Raw genomic sequence first — 22,992 nt, 5'->3', positions numbered from 1 at the left:
CTTGCCCGCGATGGCGCCAGCCGGTTCACCACATAATTCGGATCAGACCACCGCCGCCCGCCGCTGAACAAACCGATCCACATATTCATCCGCCGGCGAATGCAGGATCTCCCGCGGCGTGCCGACCTGGATCAGCTTGCCGTCCTTGAGGATCGCAATGCGGTTGCCGATGCGCACGGCCTCGTCGAGGTCGTGGGTGATGAAGACGATGGTTTTGTGCAGGGTCTTTTGCAGCTCCAGCAACTGGTCCTGCATCTCGGCGCGGATCAGTGGGTCGAGGGCGCTGAAGGCTTCGTCCATCAGGATGATGTCGGTGTCGGCCGCCAAGGCGCGGGCCAGGCCGACGCGCTGGCGCATGCCGCCGGAGAGCTGGTGCGGGTATTTGTTTTCGTAGCCCTTGAGGCCCACGGTTTCGATCCAGTGCAGGGCGCGTTCGGCGCAGACCTGCTTGGTTTCGCCACGCACTTTCAGGCCGTAGGCGACGTTGTCGAGCACGCTCTTGTGGGGCAACAGGCCGAAGCTCTGGAACACCATGCTGATCTTGTGCCGACGGAATTGGCGCAGGGCTTCCATGTCCAGTTGCAGGATGTCTTCGCCGTCCACCAGGATCGCGCCGCTGGTGGGGTCGATCAGGCGATTGAAGTGACGCACCAACGTAGACTTGCCGGAACCCGACAGGCCCATGATCACGAAGATCTCGCCGGTGCCGATGCTCAGGGACAAGTCGTTCACGCCGACCACGCAGCCGGTCTCGGCCAGCACCTGGTCCTTGGTCTTGCCCTGGCCGATCAGCGACAGCGCGTCCTTGGAGCGGGCGCCGAAGATCTTGAAGACGTTTTTAACTTCGATTTTGCTGACAGTAGTCATTTGCTCGCCTCATGCCGTGGACGACCATAGGCCTGGGTAATGCGGTCGATGACCACTGCGAGAATCACGATCGCCAGCCCGGCTTCGAGGCCACGGCCGACGTTGAGGGTCTGGATGCCGACGAGGACGTCTTCGCCCAAGCCACGGGCGCCGATCATCGAGGCGATCACCACCATCGACAGCGCCATCATGGTGGTCTGGTTGATACCGGCCATGATGCTCGGCAACGCCAACGGCAGTTGCACACCGAACAGTTGCTGCCAGCGGTTGGCACCAAAGGCGTTGATGGCTTCCATGACTTCGCCATCGACCTGGCGAATGCCCAGGTCAGTGAGGCGAATCAGCGGCGGCGCGGCGTAGATCACGGTGGCGAAAATCGCCGGGACCTTGCCCAGGCCGAACAGCATCAGCACCGGAATCAGGTACACGAAACTCGGCATGGTCTGCATGATGTCGAGCAGCGGCATCAGCACCGAGCGCAGGCGATTGCTGCGTGCGGACAGGATGCCCAACGGCACGCCGATCAGCACCGAGATCACCGTGGCGACCATCATCAGTGCCAGGGTTTGCATCAGCTTGTCCCACAGGCCAACTGCGCCCACCAGGAACAGCAAGCCGACGATCAATGCCGTGGTCAGCACCTTGCGGGTGGCGTGCCAGGCGACGCCGCCGACGATGGCCAGCATCAGCCACCAGGGCGCTGCACGCAGCAACCCTTCCAGGTTGACGATGGCCCATAGCAGGGTGTCGGAAATGTGCCGGAACACATCGCCGTAGTTGGTGACCAGTGAATCCACCCAACCGTTGACCCAGTCGGCAATGGAAAACGTAAAACTCTCAGGAAACATATCGTGCTCTCGATCCAGTGGGTTGTGGCTAGGCGTCCGGTTGCCGGTGAAGGCAACCGGAAACGCTCAACCTACAAGGCCGCGTCGATTTTCTTGGCTGCGTCGTCGCTCACCCATGCGTGCCAGACTTCAGGATGTTCCTTGAGGAAAATTTTCGCCAGTTTTGGCGACTCAATTCGCTCCTTGGCCATGCGACCCAGGTTCTGGTTCAGCAGGTCGATCGGCAGGTTGACCTTTTCCAGCACGGCCACCAGTTCCGGGGCTTGCTCGTGGAAGGTCTTGGACAGGCCGACCTTGATGGTCACGCTTTTATCCACACCGGGTTTTTCTTCCAGCTTGACCAGGTCGACCTGGCCCATCAGCGGGGTGGGCGACCAGTAGTAGAACAGGATCGGCTCGCCGCGCTTGTAGCTCGACAGCACCGCCGCATCCAGCGCCGGGCCGGTGCCTGGGCGGAAGTTGGTGTAGGAATTTTCCAGGCCGTAGCTTTTCAGCATTTCGCTGTTGTCCAGCTCGCAGGTCCAACCAGCCGGGCAGTTGTAGAAACGGCCTTTGGAGGGCTCTTCCTGATCCTTGAACACCGCGGCGTACTTGGCCAGGTCGGCAATGTTTTTCAGGTCGGGGGCCTTGGCTTCCAGCTTGCGCTTGGCATCGCCTTCGATCACATAACGCGGCACGTACCAGCCTTCGATGGCACCGACTACCGGGGCGCCGACGCCGACGACTTTGCCGGCCTTTTCTGCCTTGTTCCAGACTTCACTGCGGCCCACCCACTCTTCGGCAAAGACCTGGATGTCGTTGCTGCTCAGGGCGTTTTCCATGGTGATGGAGTTGCCCGGCAGGCTGTCGGTTTTGCAGTCGTAGCCTTTTTCCAGCACGGTTTGCAGGATGTCGGTGAGCAACATGCCGCTTTCCCAGTTCAGGCCCGCGAATTTCACCGGCTTGCCGGATTCGCACCAGCCCGCCGCCTGGGCGCCAGCGCTTGCCAGCAAACCTGCAGAGAGCAGGGTGGCCATCAGGGTCTTATGCATTTTCATTGTTGTGACGCTCCCAATCTTGAAATGGATTACGGCAGTCAGTAGGCGTCCTGCCCTGTCCACGTCCCATCAGGCTTGTGCCGCCAGCCCGTTTGTTCTTGGTATAGCGCCCTGCTCTGGTGGCAGGATCAGTTGATCGGGCACCGTGCCGTGCCATTTTTTCGCACACAGGTAATACAGCGCTGCCGGCAGTACCAGACCGATGATCCAGGAAATGTCCACATCACCCAGCGCGGCCACCAACGGGCCGGTGTAGAACTTGGTGGAGATGAACGGCAACTGCACCAGCACGCCGAACACGTACACGCTGATACCGAGCAGGTTCCAGCGACCATAACGACCGTTGGGGTCGGCCAGCGCCGGTACGTCATAACGCTCGCGGGTGATGCAGTAGTAGTCCACCAGGTTGATCGCGCTCCAGGGCGTGAAGAACGCCAGCAGGAACAGGATGAAAGACTTGAACGCGCCGAGGAACGAATGCTGGCCGAGCAAGGCGATCAAGGTCGCGGTGCCGACAATCGCCAGCACGAACACCAGGCGTTGCAAGCGCGTGACCTCCAGGCGGCCACGGAAGCCGCTGATGATGGTCGCGATGCACATGAAGCTGCCGTAGGAGTTGAGCGTGGAGATGGTGACCTTGCCGAACGCGATGCTGAAGTACAGCAGCGCAGCGGTGGCCCCCGTGCCACTCAAGCCAACGATGTAGGCCACTTCGTGACCGGCGAATTGCCCGTTGGACATGGCCGCGGCAAACACGCCGAGGACCATCGCCACCTGCGCGCCGATCACCGAACCGGCACCGGCGGCGAGAAAGGTTTTTACCGACGAGGTCTTGCTCGGCAAGTAGCGTGAGTAGTCCGCCACGTAAGGGCCGAAAGCGATCTGCCAGGACGCCGCAAGCGACACCGCCAGCAGGAAACTGCTCCAGCTGAAGTGGCGGATCTGCAGGAGTGCACCAACGTCGGTCTGGCTCATCAGGCGGCTGAACAGGTAGACAAAGGCGATCACGCCAATGACGCTGGCGACACGCCCGATAAAGTGGATCACCCGATAACCGAGCACCGTGACCAGCACGATGACACTGGCGAAGATCAGAATGCCGGTGCTGTCGCTGACCCCGAACAACTGGCCCAGCGCCTGGCCGGACAATACCGTGCCGGTGGCGGTGAAGCCGAGGTACATCAGGCACACCAGCACGATCGGAATCGCCGCGCCGTAGACACCAAACTGTACGCGACTGGAGATCATCTGCGGCAGGCCCAGCTTGGGTCCCTGCGCCGCATGCAACGCCATCACGCCACCGCCGATCAATTGACCGACCAACAGGCCGATCAACGACCAGAACACATCACCGCCCAACACCACGGCCAAGGCCCCGGTGACAATCGCGGTGATCTGCAGGTTGGCCCCCATCCACAGGGTGAACTGGCTCAATAGACGACCGTGTCTTTCCGCTTCCGGGATGTAGTCGATCGAACGTTTCTCGATCAACGGGGTGGTGCTTGCACGTGCGTCAGCCATTTACTTTCAACCTCTGATGGATTGTTCACTTCTTTCTGTAGGAGCGAGCTTGCTCGCGAAGATATTCCAGGCGCATCGCTGCGTTGAATGTACGTTCTTCGCGAGCAAGCTCGCTCCTACAGTGGGTGTGTCAGCCTTTGATCATCGGCAGGTTCAAGCCCTGCTCCTTGGCGCAATCAATCGCGATCTGGTAGCCGGCGTCTGCGTGGCGCATCACACCGGTGGCCGGGTCGTTGTGCAGTACGCGGGCAATGCGCTCAGCCGCTTCGTCGGTGCCGTCGCAGACAATCACCATGCCGGAGTGCTGGGAGAAGCCCATGCCTACACCGCCGCCGTGGTGCAACGAAACCCAGGTGGCGCCGCTGGCGGTGTTGAGCAAGGCGTTGAGCAGTGGCCAGTCGGACACGGCGTCGGAACCGTCCTGCATGGCTTCGGTTTCGCGGTTCGGGCTTGCGACCGAGCCGGAGTCGAGGTGGTCACGGCCGATCACCACCGGTGCCGACAACTCGCCGCTGCGTACCATTTCGTTGAAAGCCAGGCCGAGCTTGGCGCGCTGGCCCAGGCCCACCCAGCAGATACGCGCCGGCAGGCCCTGGAAGCTGATGCGCTCGCGCGCCATGTCCAGCCAGTTGTGCAGGTGGGCGTCGTCGGGGATCAGCTCTTTGACTTTGGCGTCGGTCTTGTAGATGTCTTGTGGGTCGCCGGACAGTGCCGCCCAACGGAACGGGCCGATGCCACGGCAAAACAGTGGGCGGATGTAGGCCGGGACGAAACCTGGGAAGTCGAAGGCGTTTTCCACGCCTTCTTCCTGGGCCATCTGGCGGATGTTGTTGCCGTAGTCGAAGGTCGGGATGCCTTGTTTCTGGAATTCCAGCATGGCTTTGACGTGCACGGCCATCGACTGCTTGGCCGCCTTGATCACGGCAGCCGGCTCGGTCTTGGCGCGGGCGCGGTATTCGTCCCAGGCCCAGCCGGCCGGCAGGTAGCCGTTGAGTGGGTCGTGGGCGCTGGTCTGGTCGGTGACCATGTCCGGGCGCACGCCGCGCTTGACCAGTTCCGGCAGGATTTCCGCCGCGTTACCCAGCAGGGCGATGGAGATGGCCTTGCCTTCCTTGGTGTACTTGGCGATACGCGCCAAAGCATCGTCGAGGTCGGTGGCTTGCTCGTCGACATAGCGGCTGTTCAGGCGGAAGTCGATGCTGACCTGCTGGCATTCAATGTTCAGCGAGCACGCGCCGGCCAGGGTCGCGGCCAGAGGCTGCGCGCCGCCCATGCCGCCGAGGCCGGCGGTGAGCACCCAACGGCCAGTCAGGTCGCTGTTGTAATGCTGGCGACCGGCTTCGACGAAGGTTTCGTAGGTGCCTTGGACGATGCCCTGGCTGCCGATGTAGATCCAGCTGCCAGCGGTCATCTGGCCGTACATGGCCAGGCCCTTGGCATCCAGTTCGTTGAAGTGTTCCCAACTGGCCCAGTGCGGCACCAGGTTGGAGTTGGCGATCAGCACACGTGGGGCGTTGCTGTGGGTCTTGAATACGCCAACCGGCTTGCCGGATTGCACCAGCAGGGTTTCGTCGTCATTCAGGTTAGTGAGGCTCTCGACAATTTGGTCGTAGCACTCCCAGTTGCGCGCCGCACGACCGATACCGCCGTACACCACCAATTCTTTCGGGTTCTCGGCCACTTGCGGGTCGAGGTTGTTCATCAGCATGCGCAGCGGCGCTTCAGTCAGCCAGCTTTTGGCGGTGAGCTTGTTACCGTGGGCGGCACGGATTTCGACGTCGCGGTATTTTGTAGGCTTGGCTTTAGAAAAATCGGTCACTGCTGGACTCCTCGGCACGATGCGCGAACATGGATGGTGCGAAGGAGAGTCTTACGCACACATCTTTACTTGTACATACAAGCATATGCAATCGAGCGGCCAACTTGCTGGGAGTGCTGTTGAGATTTTTTTGGAAAGCGCGCGCAAGCCTTGGAAATTAAGGCTTCGAGACTTGATGAAATTTCTTACGGGAGAGTTTTACAGCGCGGGAGGTTTGTCACGACAGCGTGGTTTTGCGCCACGCTGGGGCATTCGGTAACAAAGTGGTGCAGAGGCTGGAAACAGTTTTTTGCTCACCACGAAACAAAGGTGGGAGCTGGCTTGCCTGCGATAGCGGTGCGTCAGTCAGCACATCTGATACTGATACACCACTATCGCAGGCAAGCCAGCTCCCACAGTTTTAACCGCGTGCGGTCAGTTCAATTACGCAACTGCGACCGCTGATGGAGAGGTCCAGCAGGTCAGTGTTACCGTCCACTTGCAGGCAGTCGTGATGGCCAAGTTTCTGGTCCAACACCTTCACTTCATCCGCGACACTGAACACCAGCACTGTCTGCGCCGTGCTGAAGAAGCGCTGTTCGCCATCGATCCATTGCAGCCGTGCGTGGTAACGCTGGGGCGAATAGATCAGGTTGAAGTCGCGGATCGGCCCGGTGATCAAACGGCATGACACCTGGCTGTCACCCTTGAACGCAAAAGCTTGCAGCGGCAGCAACCCGCGCTGTTCCTCGCCGTCTACGGTCAACACCATACCGGCGCCCTGGATCACGGTGATCACGCGCTGGTAGCCGGCGAAGGTGGAGAAACCGCCGGATTCAGCGATATCCGCAATCGACAAGCGCCAGCCAAAGCCATCCAGCCCTGCGCCGGCATCTCGGGTGATTTCTTCAGTGCTGCCGCCGCCGTTTTTCCACGGCATGCGGACGTACTCAGCGGCGCGCCAGACTTTTACGCTACTCATTTACTGAAACGTCCTTCGAGGCTATGACGGGAACCGGGGTGGATCAAACGCGCGGCGGTCACCGGCTGGCGGCCCGACCAGGTGCGTCGGCGAATCAACAGGCACGGCTCGGTAGGCTCGATCTGCAGCAGCTTGCACTCGGCGGCGTCGGCAAGGATGGCTTCGACCACGTGCTCGCCTTCGGTCAGCGGCGCTACCTGGTTCAAGTAGGCGTAAGGCGTTTGCTGGGTGAAATCCTGCTGCAGGTATTCCGGCGCGACCAGGGCGTTGACGAAGCGGTCTTCGATTTGCACGGGAATATCGTTTTCGAAGTGCACGATCAATGAATGGAACACGCGCCCGCCTTCACGCATCTCCAAGGCGACGGCGCGCTCGGAACCGGCGGCCTCTTCGCCCAGGTGGATGACTTGGCAGGTATGCCGATGACCGCGTGAGGCGATCTCATCGGCAATGTTGTGCACTTCGAACAGGGCGGACTGGCTCTTGGGCTCGGCGACAAAGGTACCGACACCTTGCATGCGCACCAGCAAACCTTCAGCGGTGAGCTCGCGCAGGGCGCGATTGATGGTCATGCGGCTGAAACCCAACTGACTGACCAGTTCGCTCTCTGACGGTACACGGTAATGGGGCGGCCAGTTGCCGTTGAGAATCTGCTGGCTGATCATCTGTTTGACGCGGGCATACAAGGGCGCCGGACTTTCGTCCATGTGGGCAGCCAGCGAAGACTTAGCAGGCGGAGTCGGCACAGGGAATCCTTGCAGGGGGAAAAGATGCATAGATTGCCGGAGTTTACCGAGCAGGCAAACGTCTGTATATGTATATACAAATAAACACACGACCGGGGTGCCTTGATCATGTCCGCTTTCTTTGCCGAACGCGCGCTGCTGCCTAATGGATGGGCCAATGATGTACGTCTTGAAGTCAGTGCCGAGGGCCTGCTGACAAAAGTTGAGGCCAATGCCAGTGCAGAGGGTGCTGAACGGCTGAGAGGCCCGGTTTTAGCGGGTATGCCCAACCTACACTCCCATGCATTCCAGCGCGCCATGGCCGGTTTGGCCGAAGTGGCGGGCAATCCGAATGACAGCTTCTGGACCTGGCGCGACCTGATGTACCGCATGGTGGGCAAGATCAGCCCGGACCAATTGCAGGTGATCGCGCGCCAGCTGTATATCGAGATGCTCAAGGCCGGCTACACCTCGGTGGCCGAATTTCACTATGTGCATCACGACGTCAGCGGCCAGCCGTATGCCGATCGCACGGAGCTGTCACGGCAGATCAGCCAGGCGGCGGCCAGCAGCGGGATTGGCCTGACACTGCTACCGGTGCTTTACACCCACTCGGGGTTTGGCGGCCAGGCGCCGAATGAAGGCCAGCGGCGGTTTATCAACAGCACTGAAAACTACCTCGACCTGCAGGCGCGGTTGAAACCCCTCCTCGCCACACAACCGGCGCAACAGTTGGGGCTGTGTTTCCACTCGCTCCGCGCGGTGACGCCGCAGCAAATCAATGACGTGCTGGCCGCCAGCGACAAGGCGTGCCCGGTGCATATCCACATCGCCGAGCAGCAAAAGGAAGTCGATGACTGCCTGGCCTGGAGCGGCAAACGCCCGCTGCAATGGCTGTATGACAACGTTGAAGTGGATGAGCGCTGGTGCCTGGTGCATGCCACTCATGCCGATGCGGATGAAGTCGCACGCATGGCCAAGAGCCGCGCGATTGCCGGCTTGTGCCTGACCACCGAGGCCAACTTGGGCGACGGGATTTTCCCGGCGGTGGACTTTCTGGCCCAGGGCGGACGCGTGGGTATCGGCTCCGACAGCCATGTGTCATTGAGCGTGGTAGAAGAGCTGCGTTGGTTGGAATATGGCCAGCGCCTGCGCGATCAGCGGCGTAATCGGTTGTATCGCAGTGATCAGCCGATGGTCGGCCGTACGCTGTTTGACGCCGCGCTGGACGGCGGAGCCCAAGCGTTGGGGCAACCGATTGGTCGGCTGGAAGTGGGCAAGCGTGCGGATTGGATTGTGCTGGATGGCAATGATCCCTACCTGGCGACGGCAACAGAGGATGGAATTCTGAATCGCTGGCTGTTTGCGGGTGGGGATCGGCAGGTGCGGGATGTGCTGGTGAATGGAAAGTGGGTGGTGCGCGATGGGCATCATGCCGGTGAAGAAGAAAGCAGCCGGGCGTTCACGCAAGTTTTGAGAGCGCTACTGGGCTAACACGCGACACATAACAAATGTGGGAGCTGGCTTGCCTGCGATACAGGCACCAAGGTGTATCAGTTACACCGTGGTGATGCTATCGCAGGCAAGCCAGCTCCCACATTTATTGATGGTGGTGGCCCAGGGTTACTGCGAGGTCTTTGCCATCTGCTTGTCCGACGTACGCCAGATCAATCGCGTGGTGTCATACCCCTGCTGCCGCGCCCTGCTCAACAAGTCTTCGCGGGTGTCCGCGCTGACCGTCGGCGTGCGCGACAGGATCCACATATAGCGCCGGCTCGGGCTACCCACAATCGCGGTCTTGTAGTCATCGCTGACGTACAGCACCCAGTAATCACCCTTGGCAACGCCCGGTAACAGCGCGGTGAACCAATTGTTGAATTCCACCCAGAGCTTGTCGGTCTTGCCCGGCACTTGCGGGGTGGCGGTGCCCTTGGCTTCTTCCCACTTCCATTCGGTCGTCAGGCAGCGGTTGAACACCGACATGTCGCCATCGGGCAACAAGGTGTAGCGGGCTTCGGACTGCGCGCAGTTGCGCTGGAAGTACATCGGCAATCGAGCCAACTCATACCAGGTGCCCTGGTAACGCTTGAGATTGACGTTGCTCGCTGTCTTGGGTTGCAGATCATCGCCAGAATGGCTGGCGCAGCCCGCCAAAAACAGGCTGGCACAAAGGAACAAAACAAAACGGATCATTCTTCTTCTCCCGCAGGCTCTCGCCCCGGTTTACTTCAGGCCTTGCCCGGAAAACATCAGAACCTTGTCACCGGCATATTGAACGCTGATAAAGCTGTTTTTATCGCCCCAGGTGCAACTGGACATGCCCAGCGCGCCGGAGCAATCGGTTGGCTTGCCCAGCAACGACTCCACTTCAGCCTTGGCCATGCCAGCCGACAATTTTTGATAATTTTCTTGGTTGACCTTGCTGCAAGCGGCCAACAGCACGCAAAAAGCCAGCAAAGCGAGACGGCGTAACGACATGGAAAAACTCCTGGAGGGACGAAGCAGCGTGGGTATCTGCCAGAAGCTTAGAAGGGAAAAGAGGTGTCTGGTTCCCGATGAGCGAAAACAAAAAAGCCCCGAAAACGCTGAAACGTTTCGGGGCTTCTTCAAGGGTGAACCGGCTCACAACAACGCCAGCCACTTATCGCATCACGTTACTTCTTGTGATACGCCGTCACCCGCTCAACTTCTTCCTTCGAACCCAGGAACACCGCCACACGCTGGTGCAGGCCTTCAGGCTGGATGTCGAGAATGCGCTGGTGGCCGTCGGTGGACGCGCCGCCGGCTTGCTCAACCAGGAAGGACATCGGGTTGGCTTCGTACATCAGGCGCAGTTTGCCTGGCTTGGACGGCTCGCGGCTGTCGCGTGGGTACATGAACAGGCCACCACGGGTCAGGATACGGTGCACGTCGGCAACCATCGCAGCGACCCAGCGCATGTTGAAGTTTTTCTTCAACGGGCCTTCTTCACCGGCCATCAACTCGCCCACGTAGCGGGTCACAGGTTCTTCCCAGTGGCGCTGGTTGGACATGTTGATCGCAAATTCCTGAGTAGAAGCAGGAATGGTGATGTCTTCGTGGGTCAGTACGAAGCTGCCCATTTCGCGGTCCAGGGTGAAGCCCTTGACGCCGTCGCCCAAGGTCAGCACCAGCATGGTCTGTGGGCCGTAGATGGCGTAGCCGGCAGCAACCTGTTGGGTACCTGGCTGCAGGAACGCTTTCTCGTTCAGCGGCTCGTTCTGGCTCAGGTATTCGTTCGGGCAACGCAGTACCGAGAAGATCGTACCAACCGGAGCGTTGATGTCGATGTTGGACGAGCCGTCCAGTGGGTCAAACACCAGCAGGTAGGCGCCTTTCGGGTATTTGCCCGGAATCTGGTAGGCATTGTCCATTTCTTCGGACGCCATGCCGGCCAGGTGGCCGCCCCATTCGTTGGCTTCGAGCAGAATCTCGTTGGAAATCACGTCGAGTTTCTTCTGCACTTCGCCCTGCACGTTTTCGGTGCCCATGCTGCCCAGGACACCACCCAGTGCGCCTTTGGACACGGCGTGGCTGATTTCCTTGCAAGCACGCGCCACCACTTCGATAAGGAAGCGCAGATCGGCAGGCGTGTTGTTGCTGCGGGTCTGCTCAATCAAATAGCGACTCAAGGTAACGCGGGACATGTAAGGCTCCGGAAAATGGGGGGCTTGAAAACCCGCGCAGTTTAACGCGAGTCGGGGCGTATTTCCTCCTATCAGAGGATTTAAACCCAATAGAGTTCATGGACTTTATTTAACGTGCCACCGGCAGCTTGCGCAGCAAACTGTAGGCCATGGCGCCCAGTGCCGCCACGCCGAGCAGCAACACGGCCCAGAGGCCGAGTTTTTTCCAGTCTGTTGCGGTATCGGCAGTGGGCTGGAGCACGGGGGCCGCAGTGGCGACTTCTCCGCTGACCTTGGCCTGCCCCAACGTCTTGAGACGCTCGGCGCGGTAGTCGGGAATCAGGGTCGAGAGCGGAAGGTTCGCCGCCTTGACCGACGCGTTGCCCAGCGCCAGCGTGAACGGCGGCTCACCCCGCGCCAGGAACACCAACTGCGTAGCGCGTACCGCAAAGCGCAGCGCCGGCGCCTCGACACCCAGGCCGCCACCGCGCTCATCTACGGTCAGTTTGAGCTCGGCCACCGTCTGGCCCGGCAACTGCAACTCATCCTGTACCACGTCCCGGCCATTCTGGGTCAGGCGATACAGCACGCCATTGCTCAGGGGTTGCCAGGCCTGCTTGCTGTCCCTGCGCCCGGCTAATGTCACCGGCGCCAGGGTGTTGGGTTGTTTCAACTCGATGCGCAGCCGCTCAAGACTCAGCCCCGTGGGCAACTGCCAGTTGTATTCCCCGGCCTTGAGCCGCGTGCCCGTCAAGGGTTGCGACCACATCAAAGGCATGGGCAAGCTGCTGCGGGTGGCACTCACCAACTGGGCAGAGGTCAGCAATGGCGCCGCCTGGCCTTGCCAGACCAAGCGTAGGTAACGCGCCGATTGCCCCGGCAGGCTCACGTCATGCTGCTCGACCCGCTCGTCGGCAAATGACAAACGCGCCACTTGCCCATCGCCCCAGGCTTGCCAGTGCTGCAAGTCATCACTGGCTTCAATGCTGAAACGCTGGAAGCCCTCCTGCTCATGGCTCCAGTCCAGGCTCAATTGCTGCAAAGGCGCTTTGATCGCACTGGCGTCCAACACCCAGCCGCGCAGCACTTGATTGCCGGGGTTCGGTGCAGTGGATGGAGTGATTTCCACCAAGGTGCCTGTGGTGGTGGCCTTCATCACCACGTCGGGCAAGGCTGTTTGAGTGTCGGCGGCGTACAGTGGGAACCACTTCACGTCGGTGACGTTGCGAGTCTCGGAGCGTTGCGCGGACTGGCGCGGCAGCGCATAGGCCTGGGGTTCACCGGCAGCGTTGAACACCCGCACATCGCTGAGATCGGCCTGGCGTGCATTTAGTTGAACCGCCAATGGCAGCTCCAGGCGATACCAGGGACCCGTGCCGCTCACGACCAGCGGCACTTGGGTGGCGAAATCCGCCGGACGCTCTTGAGCAAACGCCGCCGAGCACAGCATCCATACCGTCAACCCACTCAGACTCAGCTTACCCATCAAGAAGATGCTCCCTCATTTTTCAACGCGTTTAGGCGGCAGCGGCGCAAAGTAACCCACCACCAGCAACAAACCGCCCACGCCGATAAACGACACGATCCGCGCCAAGCCGCCGCGGTTGCTCAGTTCGACAAAGAACAGCTTGGCCACCACCACCGCAATCAGTGCCGCGCCGATCAGCCACACTTCGCGACGATGACGCAGGTGGCCGCCGATCATCAGGCCGAGGGCGATCAGGGTCCAGACGATCGACAGGCCCGCCTGCACCAGCATGGACGCCAGCAGCGCATCCAGATGAAACGGCACGCCGCCCCAATGGTGGGCGGTGCGCATCACCAGCGCGGTAAAGAAGGCAAACAGCGAAATGCCGGCCACGCCCTGAGCGATCAACTCGACACGCGGCCCGCGCTGCGGCGCCACACTGCGCGACCACAGGTAAATGCCCAGCAGCGCGAACAACAGGCCCAGGTCCAGCGGGTTGAGCAGCGGCACATAGGGCAGCGGCTCGGCCGTGCCGTCACTGAAGATATTCGCCAGCCAGAACCAACCGAGCATCAGCACCGCAAGGGGCAATGCGGCGAGCACACTGTATTCCCTTGGGTACGCGGAAACAGGCCACGGCCAACTGCGTGGCGCGGCGGCGAGCACCAGGTACAGGCTTGGCAGAATCGCCCAGCCCAGCCAGCGCCAGGCGTTGTACTCACTCGACAGCACCAGCAAGCCGTAACGCAGTTCCAGCGCCAGCACGCCGATCAACATCCAGCAGCCCAGCACATGAGCCGCGCTCAAGACTTTTCCAGGCACCAGAGCCGCCAAACGCCGCAGCGAGATGAAATGCACCACGAACACCGCCAGCCAGGCCAGCCAGCCGAACTGCGCGGCTGGGTGGTAATACTCGGTCCACACGCCCCACAGCACGAGACCCGCCGCAGGCATCAGCAACGTGCTGGCGATACCCAACGCCACCCAGCGCAAACGCAGCGCCAGTGCCGTCCAGATCACCCCGCTCAACGCAGCCGCCAGCAGCAACAGCGCTGCGTGCAAGGCCACGGGTGCCAAGCGCCACACTTCAATGATCACCGCCAGCACCCACCACGCCACGCCCCAGGCCAACAGACCTGCAGACAAACGGCCACGTGGCAAGCGCCAGGCGCCGAGCATCGCGGCCAAGGCAATGATCAGCGGTGTCCAGGCATTGTCCACAGGGTCGAGCGCAAACAGCGCGCCCGCAAGCACCTGCACCGCAACCCCACAGCACACCACCACGGGCGAGCCGATTCGCTGACCCGCCCACACGGTCGCGAGACCAGCAACCGCCCAACCGACGATGCTGCCTTGGGTCGAAAACAACAGCGGCGCCAACAGATAGGCGCAACCCAGGCCGAGTACGGCGAGCCCTGGAGCGCCCAGGCGCTCCCAACGCCGTGTCTGCTCCGGCGCGGCTTTGTGTAATTGATAAAAGCTGAACAACAATGCCGCACCCAGCAACAACGCCCCTAGTGGAGGCCCCTGCAGCAAGGTGTCCTGGCCGTCGCGCAGTTCGCTGAGAAAGGCGAGCAGCGAGCCCAGTTGCAGCAACAAGGCGAACGCCCGCGCCACAGGGCGATGCTGGCGCAGACCGAGCCAGAAGATCCCGGCGCCTTCGACGGCCCACGCGGCAGCCGTCCAGCGCGCATCAAGGCCCAAGGGAATGGCCAGGCTGGCGAAGATCACACCCAGGGCCAGGCAGGTTTCCGTCAGGAGCACGGCGCGCCCGCCACTGAGTACACGCGCCAAGACCATGTAAAGGATGCCCAGGCCCAGCGCACTGAACGCAGCGGCGAACTCAAGGTGTTGCACTAGCGCGAACTGCAAGCCAAAGCCCACCAGCGGCGGGCCGAACAGCAGGGTCCCGTCGACATAATCGCCCTTGCGCAATTGCGTACCCAGGCTGTCGCCCTCGCCCACCTCCAGCAATTTGCGCCGGGCATACAACAGGCCGATGGCCAGGTACATCGCGAAAAACAGGATCAGGAACGGCTCGGTGCTCCACAACAGCTCCGGCGTGTAGGAGCGCATGCCCCAGGCGAAACCGATCCCGAAGGTGCCTACAAAACCGATCACGTTCAGCAGGCGCCAGGCCTTGAACCAGGCAATCGTGAGGATGCCGGCGTTGAGCAACGCAAAGTAGCTGAACAGCGCCACATGGCTTCCGGCGCCGGTCGATACCAGGATCGGCGCCGCAAAACCGCCCAACGCTGCCGCACAGGCCAGGCCGAGCGCATCCTGGGTGATCGCCAGGATCGCTGAAAATACCGTGACGGCGACCAACAACCCCATTGCCGCGCCCGGATCGATCAGCGGATGCAAACGCATCGCCGCGAACACGGTGAGGTACAACACCGCAATCCCCGCGCCTTGCAGCATCAAGCCGTAGCTGCTGTTACGCAGCCGCAGCCACCAGCCCAGACCCAACAGGCCCAGCGCAGCGGCGGCAACACCGGCGTAACGCAACTCGATCGGTACCACCATGCCTTCGGTGGCATAACGCAGCAGGAAGGCCAGGCCGAGGAATAACAGCACCACGCCGACGCGCAGCACGGTGTTGCCGCCGAGCAGCCAATTGCGCGCACCCTCGATGGCACGTTCGATCAGGTTGGGGCCGCGAGGGGTTGCGGGTTCTTTAGACGTCGGCGCTGGCGTCCACACGTCATCCAACAGCGGCTGGCTCGGCTCCGGGACCCGGGCAACGGGTGCCAATTCGGCAGGCAGCTCCCACACCAATTCGGGTGACTTGGCGACAGGTGCCGATTCGGGAACAGAGGGTTCAATCCTCATGCTGCTTGCAGGCGTAGGGACTTCCAACTGCCGCAGGCGTTCGCCCAGTGCAATCAGCGACTTCTGCGTGGTTTCCAACTGACGCGCCTGCTGGTCCGACTTGGCCGACAGCTGCGCCAGGCGAATCGCCTGGCCAATGCCCAACCCGAGCAGCGCACCAATGCCCGCATCACTGAACGACTCGTCGAGCGTCCAGCCGAGCACCAGGCCAATCAGCATGAAAATCCATTGCATGGTCGATATCCCTAAGCCAACCGGCACTGTAGGAGCGAGCTTGCTCGCGAAGAACGCAAAGATACCGCGTTAAATCTGAATGCACGCGTTATCGTTGACGCTTTTCGCGAGCAAGCTCGCTCCTACAGGGGATCTAGTCGAGGGCTTTCCAGATCTCGGTCGCGTACTCCCTGATCGTCCGATCCGAACTGAACCAGCCCATACGCGCCGTATTCAGCACCGCCGAACGCCACCAGGCCTTTGAGTCATGCCAATGCGCCTCGACTCGCGCCTGGGCGTCCCAGTACGAATCAAAGTCGGCACACACCAGGAAGCGGTCGTAGTCGATCAACCCGTCGATCAGCCCCACATAACGGCCCGGATCATCCGGCGAGAACACCCCGCCACGGATCGCTTGCAGCACGTCGTTCAACCGGTGAGATGCCGCGATATCAGGACCTGCGTTGAACTCACCCGCGTGTTTACGGGCTTCGACCTGCTGCGCACTGAGGCCGAAGATAAACATATGCTCGGCGCCCACACGCTCATGCATTTCCACGTTGGCGCCGTCCATGGTGCCGATGGTCAGCGCGCCGTTGAGGCCGAATTTCATGTTGCTGGTGCCCGAGGCTTCGAAGCCGGCGGTGGAGATCTGCTCCGACAAATCCGCCGCCGGAATGATGCTTTCCGCCAGGCTGACGTTGTAGTTGGGCAGGAACACCACCTTGAGCAAACCGCGTACGGTCGGGTCGTTGTTGACCGTGCGGGCGATGTCGTTGGTCAGTTTGATGATCAGCTTGGCCTGGTGATAACTGGCCGCCGCCTTGCCGGAGAAGATCTTCACCCTCGGCACCCAGTCGGTGCCCGGTTCGGCGCGGATCGCCTGGTACAACGCCACGGTGTGCAGCAGGTTGAGCAGTTGACGCTTGTATTCGTGGATCCGCTTGACCTGCACGTCGAACATCGCCGCCGGGTTGACCGCAATGCCCAGGCGCTCATGAATGATGTCCGCAAGCGCCCGCTTGCTGTGCAGACGCTGCTCGGCAAAGGCCTTGCGGAACGTCTGTTTTTCGGCAAATGGCTCTAGCTCCACCAGCCGTTCTTCGGGCTTGTCGAGAATGTCCGGGCCGAGCGCTTCCACCAGCATGGACGTAAGCTTAGGGTTGGCCTGGTACAACCAGCGACGGAAGGTAATGCCGTTGGTTTTGTTATTGATGCGCTCCGGGTACAGCTTGTGCAGCTCGGAGAACACGGTGCTGCGCATCAATTGAGTGTGCAGGCCGGACACGCCGTTGACGCTGTGGGAACCCAGGAACGCCAGGTTGCCCATGCGCACGCGTCGGCCGTTGTCTTCTTCGATCAGCGACACGGCGCGCAGCACGTCAAAGTCATGGATACCCTTGGCGCGCAACGAATCGATGTGCTGGGCATTGATCAGGTAGATGATCTGCATGTGCCGGGGCAGCATGCGTTCCATCAAGCCGACCGGCCAGGTTTCCAGCGCTTCAGGCAGCAGCGTGTGGTTGGTGTAGGAAAGGGTTTCGACCGTCACATCCCACGCGGCTTCCCAGGGAATGTCATGCAGGTCGACCAATTGGCGCATCAACTCGGCCACGGCAATGGACGGGTGGGTGTCGTTGAGTTGGATCGCCGCGTGTTCGCCCAGGCTGAGTACTGAGCCGTGCATGTTCTTGTGGCGACGCAGCAGGTCTTGCAGGGAGGCGGCGACGAAGAAGTATTCCTGGCGCAGGCGCAATTCCTGCCCCGCTTCGGTGCTGTCGGCCGGGTAAAGCACTCGGGAGATGCTTTCGGCACGGGCCACTTCGGCGACGGCGCCCAGGTGGTCACCGGCGTTGAAACGCTCCAAATGCAGGTCTTCCACCGCCCGGGCACGCCACAGGCGCAGGGTGTTGACGCTGGCACCGCGCCAGCCGACGACTGGCGTGTCATAGGCAATGGCGCGCACGGTTTCGTTCGGCGTCCACCGCTGAATCATCTTGCCGGTGCCGTCATCCAGGGTTTCGACGCTGCCCCCAAAGCCGATCGGGTACACCACTTCAGGGCGCTCGAATTCCCAGGGGTTGCCGAAATCCAGCCAGTGTTCGGTCTGCTCCTGCTGCCAACCATCGACAATCGCCTGGCGGAACAGGCCGTGTTCATAACGAATGCCATAACCGTGGCCGGCCACGCCCAGGGTCGACATGCTTTCCATGAAGCACGCCGCCAGGCGGCCTAGACCACCGTTACCCAGTGCGGCATCGGGCTCCAACAAGCGAATGCGCTCAAGGTCGACGCCCAGCTCCGAGAGGGCTTCGCGGGCGATTTCCAGCACGCCGAGGTTGCTCAGGCTGTCGTAGAGCAAGCGGCCGATGAGGAATTCGAGGGAAAGGTAGTAAACCCGCTTCTGGCCTTTGCGGTAGATGCGCCGCGTGTGGTCCATCCAGTGGTCGACCATCTGGTCGCGTGCGGCCAGGGCAATGGCTTCGAACCAGTCGTGGTCGAAGGCGTGATCCGGGTCCTTGCCCACCGCGTAGGTGAGTTTGGTCAAGACGGCATCGCGAAATGCGGCTACCTCTGCTTCTCGTGCAAGTGGTTCCTGAGACATCAATTGCGACCTCGGGCGAGATAGAAGGAGTTGCTAGAGCCTAGACGGTCTGACAGACGGTAGACGCTCTGGTTCGGCACTTTTTTAACGCATTTACCTTTGCAGGGTTTTGATGCATTGGCCGTGCCTGCTTTTGGCAAACGCGCGCCTTCTGGCCGAAACCCACAAAATATTGTTCAAAAAATCACCAATCCCGGTATGATCGCGCGCCCGGATACAGCCCCACCTTTTGGAACCCTGATGAAGCCTCAATTGATCGCCGCCGCGGAACTCGACCGTCTCGAAACGTGGCAGAAATATTCCGCGCACATGTGCGGTGGTTGCGTGTCCAGCTGCTGCACGCTGCCGGTCGAAGTGAAGGTCAAGGACCTGATCCGCATCGGCCTGGTCGATGAGTTCGAACTCGGCGACCCGGCGAAGAACATCGCCAAGCGGTTGCAGAAGGAAGGCATCGTCGAGCGCTTCAATTCCAAATCCGAGATTTTTACCCTGCAGCGCATGAGCAACAACGATTGCCTGTTCCTGGATCGTAAGACGCGCTTCTGCACTATTTATGACAAACGCCCGGATACGTGCCGCAACCACCCGAAAATCGGGCCGCGCCCAGGGTATTGCGCGTACAAACCGAAGGAAGTGGTGCGCGAGACCAAGTTCAAGACCCTCGACAAATTTTGATCGCAGAACATTGTAGGAGCGAGCTTGCTCGCGAAAACCGCCATCGATAGCGCAGCGCTTCAGGTAGCTAGCGGTGCCTGGACGTTCTTCGCGAGCAAGCTCGCTCCTACAAATAAGCCCCTATGGCATACATTTCAGGCACAAAAAAACGCCCCCGGCCTTTCGACCGGGGGCGTTTTTCATTCAGCCTGAGTTAACTCAGTTCTTGGCTTTCTTGGCAGCGCGGGTACGCTCGCCTTCGTCCAGGATCTTCTTACGCAGACGGATCGACTTAGGCGTGACTTCGCACAGCTCGTCGTCCTGGATGAATTCCAGGGCCTGTTCCAGGGTGAAGCGAACAGGTGGAACCAGAGCGATGGTTTCGTCTTTGCCCGAAGCACGCATGTTGTCGAGCTTCTTGCCTTTGGTTGGGTTGACGCCCATGTCGTTGTCACGGCTGTTCAGACCAACGATCTGACCGTTGTAGATCTCTTGACCGTGTTCAACGAACAGCTTGCCACGCGCCTGGAGGGTTTCCAGGGAGTAGGTCAGCGCCTTGCCGGTTTCTACCGATACCAGAACACCGTTCTGACGGCCGGACATGTCGCCGGACTTCATGGTGTCGTAGCGATCGAAGATCGAGGTCAGGATGCCAGCACCGTTGGTCAGGGTCAGGAACTGGTTACGGAAACCGATCAGACCACGCGCAGGGATGTTGTATTCCAGACGCACACGGCCTTTGCCATCCGGCACCATGTTGGTCAGGTCGCCTTTACGCAGACCCATCTCTTCCATCACCTTGCCCTGGGATTCTTCCGGGGTGTCGATGGTGACGTTTTCGAACGGTTCCTGCTTCACGCCGTCAACCTGACGGATGATCACTTCTGGACGACCAACGCCCATTTCGAAGCCTTCGCGACGCATGGTTTCGATCAGTACCGAGAGGTGCAACTCACCACGGCCGGATACCTTGAACTTGTCAGCCGAGTCGCCTTCTTCAACGCGCAGTGCAACGTTGTACAGCAGCTCTTTGTCCAGACGTTCCTTGATGTTACGGGAAGTCACGAACTTGCCTTCTTTACCGCAGAAAGGCGAGTCGTTTACCTGGAAGGTCATGGAAACGGTTGGCTCGTCAACGGTCAGAGGCTTCATCGCCTCGACGGTGTCCGGGTGGCACAGGGTGTCGGAGATGAACAGCGAGTCCATACCGCTGATGCACACGATGTCGCCAGCTGCCGCTTCTTCAACGTCGATGCGGTGCAGACCGTGGTGACCCATCAGCTTCAGGATACGACCGTTGCGCTTCTTGCCGTCGGCGCCGATAGCGACAACCGGGGTGTTCGGCTTGACGCGACCACGAGCGATACGGCCAACGCCGATAACACCCAGGAAGCTGTTGTAGTCCAGTGCGGAGATCTGCATCTGGAACGCGCCGTCACGGTCAACAGCCGGGGCTGGTACGTTGTCGACGATCGACTGGTACAGCGGGGTCATGTCTTCAGCCATGTCGGTGTGGTCCAGACCGGCAATACCGTTCAGGGCCGAGGCGTAGACGACTTTGAAGTCCAGCTGTTCTTCGGTAGCACCCAGGTTGTCGAACAGGTCGAAGATCTGGTCCAGAACCCAGTCCGGACGCGCGCCTGGACGGTCAACCTTGTTGATGCACACGATCGGACGCAGGCCGGCTTCGAACGCCTTCTTGGTCACGAAACGGGTTTGCGGCATAGGGCCGTCTTGGGCATCAACCAGCAGCAGAACGGAGTCAACCATCGACATTACGCGTTCTACTTCGCCGCCGAAGTCGGCGTGGCCCGGGGTGTCCACGATGTTGATGTGGTAGCCGTTCCAGTTGATAGCGGTGTTTTTAGCCAGGATGGTAATACCGCGCTCTTTTTCCTGGTCGTTGGAGTCCATCACGCGCTCGTCGTTGAGCTCGTTGCGCTCCAGGGTGCCGGATTGACGCAGGAGTTTGTCTACCAGGGTGGTTTTACCATGGTCAACGTGAGCAATGATGGCGATGTTACGTAGATTTTCGATCACTTGTGTATCTCGATCAGAGGATTCGGTGTGCTGACAGGTCGTGGCAGCGATTAACAGTAGAGTCAGGCCTTGCCGTTACAGCTTGACGGCAGAGTCGGGGGGCCGGTGACGCAGGCCACAGGCAAACAGCCCCGGGCTCTTAGCTCGGTCGATAAACGCGCACATTGGCATGCCCCTCACTGAGCAAATGGTGGGCATGCAGGCGACTCATCACGCCTTTGTCGCAATACAGCAGGTACTGACGGCTGTTATCCAGTTCCTTGAAACGCGCGTTCAATGCATAGAACGGCAGCGTTTGTACGTCGATGCCAGGAATTTCCAGCGGCTCATCTTCAGCGGCATCCGGGTGACGGATGTCGACGACGATCTGGCCGGCCAGGGCTTCGCTGACTTCTTCGATCTTCACATCCTGGCCCAGTTCGTCGATTACGCGATCGATCGGGACCAGTTTGGCGTTCTCGAGCGCACGCTCCAGAATCGCCATGTCGAATTCTTTCTCTTCATGCTCCACGCGATGACGCTTGGCGTGGGTCTTGGGGTTTACCGAGATGACCCCGCAGTACTCGGGCATGTGCTTGGCGAAGTCGGCGGTGCCGATTTCTTCTGCCAGGTCGATGATGTCCTGCTTGTGGCTGGCGATCAGCGGGCGCAACACCAGCTTCTCAGTAACGCAGTCGATGATCGACAGGTTCGGCAGCGTCTGGCTGGACACCTGGGAGATCGCCTCGCCAGTCACCAGCGCGTCGATCTGCAAGCGGTCGGCAATCTGCGACGCGGCGCGCAACATCATACGCTTCAATACCACGCCCATATGACCGTTATCGACTTTGCCGAGAATTTCGCCCAGCACTTCCTCGAACGGTACGCTCACAAATAGCACGCGTTGGGAGCTGCCGTACTTCTTCCAGATAAAGTGCGCGACTTCCATCACGCCCAATTCGTGTGCACGCCCGCCCAGGTTAAAGAAGCAGAAGTGGCTCATCAGGCCACGGCGCATGATCTGGTAAGCGGCAACCGTGGAATCGAAACCACCGGACATCAAGACCAGGGTCTGTTCCAGGGCGCCCAGCGGGTAGCCGCCGATGCTGTTGTGCTGGCTGTGGATGACAAACAACCGTTGGTCGCGAATTTCCATGCGCACTTCAATTTGCGGCGCTTTCAGGGAAATTCCGGCGGCGCCGCACTCGCGACGCAGCTTGCTGCCGACGTATTTCTCGACATCCATGGAGCTGAAAGTGTGCTTGCCGGCACGCTTGCAGCGCACCGAAAAGATCTTGCCTTCCAGCTCACTGCCGTAGTGCTGTTTGCACTTCTCGGTGATGTCGTCGAAGTCGCCCAGCGGGTACTCATCCACCTGCAGGAAATGCGCGATGCCAGGCATGCAACTCAGGCGCTCGGTCATGTCCTTCAAGGCTTTGGGCTCGGTGACGCGGGTTTCCAGCTCGAGGTTGTCCCACACGCCGTTCACCACCACAGCCGGGTCCAGATCGCGGAGCACGGCACGGATGTTCTTGGCCAATTGACGGATGAAACGCGTCCGTACCGGTCGGCTTTTGATGGTGATCTCGGGGAAGACTTTAACGATTAATTTCATGGAAACAGCGCGCGCCGGGCCTGCTGAAAAAGGGGGGCGCGGATTATAGCGGAAATCGCTCAAGGTTTAACCAGTTAATATGCATCGCAAGCGCAACGCACTAAAGAGGTGCATTTATGCGCCTTTGCGCTACATTGCGGTGCGCTATTTTTGGGCTTTTG

The 22,992-nt window shown here is 60.4% G+C and carries 17 protein-coding genes; 2 read left to right on the top strand and 15 right to left on the bottom strand.

Annotated elements, in window-relative coordinates:
- Positions 1 to 42 precede the first annotated feature (42 nt).
- The 7 genes from HX793_RS07530 to hutC all read right to left on the bottom strand — a co-directional run bounded on the left by HX793_RS07530 (position 43) and on the right by hutC (position 7,760).
- Positions 43 to 867, bottom strand: a complete 825-nt coding sequence (locus tag HX793_RS07530) for a quaternary amine ABC transporter ATP-binding protein (RefSeq protein ID WP_050572407.1) — start codon at positions 865 to 867, stop codon at positions 43 to 45.
- Positions 864 to 1,715 (bottom strand): ABC transporter permease, encoded by an 852-nt coding sequence (locus tag HX793_RS07525; protein WP_177094579.1) that lies wholly within the window; start codon positions 1,713 to 1,715, stop codon positions 864 to 866. The genes HX793_RS07530 and HX793_RS07525 overlap by 4 nt, the downstream gene beginning before the upstream one ends.
- Positions 1,716 to 1,786: 71 nt before the next feature.
- Positions 1,787 to 2,752, bottom strand: a complete 966-nt coding sequence (locus HX793_RS07520) for an ABC transporter substrate-binding protein (protein ID WP_177051690.1) — start codon at positions 2,750 to 2,752, stop codon at positions 1,787 to 1,789.
- A gap of 69 nt (positions 2,753 to 2,821) precedes the next feature.
- Entirely contained in the window at positions 2,822 to 4,273 is a 1,452-nt protein-coding gene (locus HX793_RS07515; protein WP_177094577.1) for a purine-cytosine permease family protein, read from the bottom strand.
- 130 nt (positions 4,274 to 4,403) lie between these two features.
- Positions 4,404 to 6,092, bottom strand: coding sequence for a urocanate hydratase (hutU, locus tag HX793_RS07510; protein WP_177051693.1), 1,689 nt, complete (start codon positions 6,090 to 6,092; stop codon positions 4,404 to 4,406).
- Between the two features lie 400 nt (positions 6,093 to 6,492).
- Positions 6,493 to 7,053, bottom strand: a complete 561-nt coding sequence (locus HX793_RS07505) for a HutD/Ves family protein (protein ID WP_177094575.1) — start codon at positions 7,051 to 7,053, stop codon at positions 6,493 to 6,495.
- Complete coding sequence (gene hutC / locus HX793_RS07500; protein WP_232920667.1) at positions 7,050 to 7,760, bottom strand: histidine utilization transcriptional repressor HutC; 711 nt, start codon at positions 7,758 to 7,760, stop codon at positions 7,050 to 7,052. The genes HX793_RS07505 and hutC overlap by 4 nt, the downstream gene beginning before the upstream one ends.
- 147 nt (positions 7,761 to 7,907) lie before the next feature.
- On the opposite strand from hutC, the gene HX793_RS07495 reads away from it, so the two are divergent.
- On the top strand, positions 7,908 to 9,272 hold the full coding sequence (locus tag HX793_RS07495; RefSeq protein ID WP_177061755.1) for a formimidoylglutamate deiminase: 1,365 nt from the start codon (positions 7,908 to 7,910) through the stop codon (positions 9,270 to 9,272).
- Between the two features lie 129 nt (positions 9,273 to 9,401).
- On the opposite strand, the gene HX793_RS07490 is transcribed toward HX793_RS07495, so the two are convergent.
- The 6 genes from HX793_RS07490 to HX793_RS07465 form a co-directional block, all read right to left on the bottom strand.
- On the bottom strand, positions 9,402 to 9,971 hold the full coding sequence (locus tag HX793_RS07490; protein ID WP_038841684.1) for a lipocalin family protein: 570 nt from the start codon (positions 9,969 to 9,971) through the stop codon (positions 9,402 to 9,404).
- Between the two features lie 30 nt (positions 9,972 to 10,001).
- Entirely contained in the window at positions 10,002 to 10,256 is a 255-nt protein-coding gene (locus tag HX793_RS07485; RefSeq protein ID WP_033897714.1) for a lipoprotein, read from the bottom strand.
- Between the two features lie 176 nt (positions 10,257 to 10,432).
- Positions 10,433 to 11,443, bottom strand: coding sequence for a class 1 fructose-bisphosphatase (locus HX793_RS07480; RefSeq protein ID WP_033897713.1), 1,011 nt, complete (start codon positions 11,441 to 11,443; stop codon positions 10,433 to 10,435).
- A 109-nt stretch (positions 11,444 to 11,552) separates the two neighbouring features.
- On the bottom strand, positions 11,553 to 12,908 hold the full coding sequence (locus tag HX793_RS07475) for a DUF3999 domain-containing protein (protein ID WP_177094573.1): 1,356 nt from the start codon (positions 12,906 to 12,908) through the stop codon (positions 11,553 to 11,555).
- A 15-nt stretch (positions 12,909 to 12,923) separates the two neighbouring features.
- Positions 12,924 to 15,959 carry a DUF2339 domain-containing protein gene (locus HX793_RS07470; RefSeq protein WP_177094571.1) on the bottom strand — a complete coding sequence of 1,012 codons (3,036 nt, stop codon included), beginning with the start codon at positions 15,957 to 15,959 and terminating at the stop codon, positions 12,924 to 12,926.
- A 133-nt stretch (positions 15,960 to 16,092) separates the two neighbouring features.
- The gene (locus HX793_RS07465; protein WP_016979136.1) at positions 16,093 to 18,543 is read right to left on the bottom strand and encodes a glycogen/starch/alpha-glucan phosphorylase; all 2,451 of its coding nucleotides are present in this window, start codon (positions 18,541 to 18,543) and stop codon (positions 16,093 to 16,095) included.
- Positions 18,544 to 18,783: 240 nt separating this feature from the next.
- On the opposite strand from HX793_RS07465, the gene HX793_RS07460 reads away from it, so the two are divergent.
- Entirely contained in the window at positions 18,784 to 19,218 is a 435-nt protein-coding gene (locus tag HX793_RS07460; protein ID WP_017734855.1) for a YkgJ family cysteine cluster protein, read from the top strand.
- Between the two features lie 198 nt (positions 19,219 to 19,416).
- Here the strand turns inward: HX793_RS07460 and typA are convergent, their stop codons facing one another.
- Together typA and thiI are read right to left on the bottom strand one after the other, a co-directional pair.
- Positions 19,417 to 21,237: a translational GTPase TypA gene (typA, locus tag HX793_RS07455; protein WP_010213863.1), complete on the bottom strand. Its 1,821-nt coding sequence runs from the start codon at positions 21,235 to 21,237 to the stop codon at positions 19,417 to 19,419.
- Positions 21,238 to 21,376: 139 nt separating this feature from the next.
- Entirely contained in the window at positions 21,377 to 22,831 is a 1,455-nt protein-coding gene (gene thiI, locus HX793_RS07450) for a tRNA uracil 4-sulfurtransferase ThiI (protein WP_016979134.1), read from the bottom strand.
- Positions 22,832 to 22,992 lie beyond the last annotated feature (161 nt).

This window comes from Pseudomonas reactans, assembly GCF_013387025.1.
Taxonomy (GTDB): domain Bacteria; phylum Pseudomonadota; class Gammaproteobacteria; order Pseudomonadales; family Pseudomonadaceae; genus Aquipseudomonas; species Aquipseudomonas reactans.
Note: the sequence above shows the minus strand (reverse complement) of the source record. Positions and strands in the feature narration are given on the sequence as shown.

Coding starts and splice junctions, on each gene's coding strand:
- HX793_RS07530 (WP_050572407.1), bottom strand. CDS start 867: ATGACTACTGTCAGCAAAATCGAAGTTAAAAACGTCTTCAAGATCTTC.
- HX793_RS07525 (WP_177094579.1), bottom strand. CDS start 1,715: ATGTTTCCTGAGAGTTTTACGTTTTCCATTGCCGACTGGGTCAACGGT.
- HX793_RS07520 (WP_177051690.1), bottom strand. CDS start 2,752: ATGAAAATGCATAAGACCCTGATGGCCACCCTGCTCTCTGCAGGTTTG.
- HX793_RS07515 (WP_177094577.1), bottom strand. CDS start 4,273: ATGGCTGACGCACGTGCAAGCACCACCCCGTTGATCGAGAAACGTTCG.
- HX793_RS07505 (WP_177094575.1), bottom strand. CDS start 7,053: ATGAGTAGCGTAAAAGTCTGGCGCGCCGCTGAGTACGTCCGCATGCCG.
- hutC (WP_232920667.1), bottom strand. CDS start 7,760: ATGGACGAAAGTCCGGCGCCCTTGTATGCCCGCGTCAAACAGATGATC.
- HX793_RS07495 (WP_177061755.1), top strand. CDS start 7,908: ATGTCCGCTTTCTTTGCCGAACGCGCGCTGCTGCCTAATGGATGGGCC.
- HX793_RS07490 (WP_038841684.1), bottom strand. CDS start 9,971: ATGATCCGTTTTGTTTTGTTCCTTTGTGCCAGCCTGTTTTTGGCGGGC.
- HX793_RS07485 (WP_033897714.1), bottom strand. CDS start 10,256: ATGTCGTTACGCCGTCTCGCTTTGCTGGCTTTTTGCGTGCTGTTGGCC.
- HX793_RS07480 (WP_033897713.1), bottom strand. CDS start 11,443: ATGTCCCGCGTTACCTTGAGTCGCTATTTGATTGAGCAGACCCGCAGC.
- HX793_RS07475 (WP_177094573.1), bottom strand. CDS start 12,908: ATGGGTAAGCTGAGTCTGAGTGGGTTGACGGTATGGATGCTGTGCTCG.
- HX793_RS07470 (WP_177094571.1), bottom strand. CDS start 15,959: ATGCAATGGATTTTCATGCTGATTGGCCTGGTGCTCGGCTGGACGCTC.
- HX793_RS07465 (WP_016979136.1), bottom strand. CDS start 18,543: ATGTCTCAGGAACCACTTGCACGAGAAGCAGAGGTAGCCGCATTTCGC.
- HX793_RS07460 (WP_017734855.1), top strand. CDS start 18,784: ATGAAGCCTCAATTGATCGCCGCCGCGGAACTCGACCGTCTCGAAACG.
- thiI (WP_016979134.1), bottom strand. CDS start 22,831: ATGAAATTAATCGTTAAAGTCTTCCCCGAGATCACCATCAAAAGCCGA.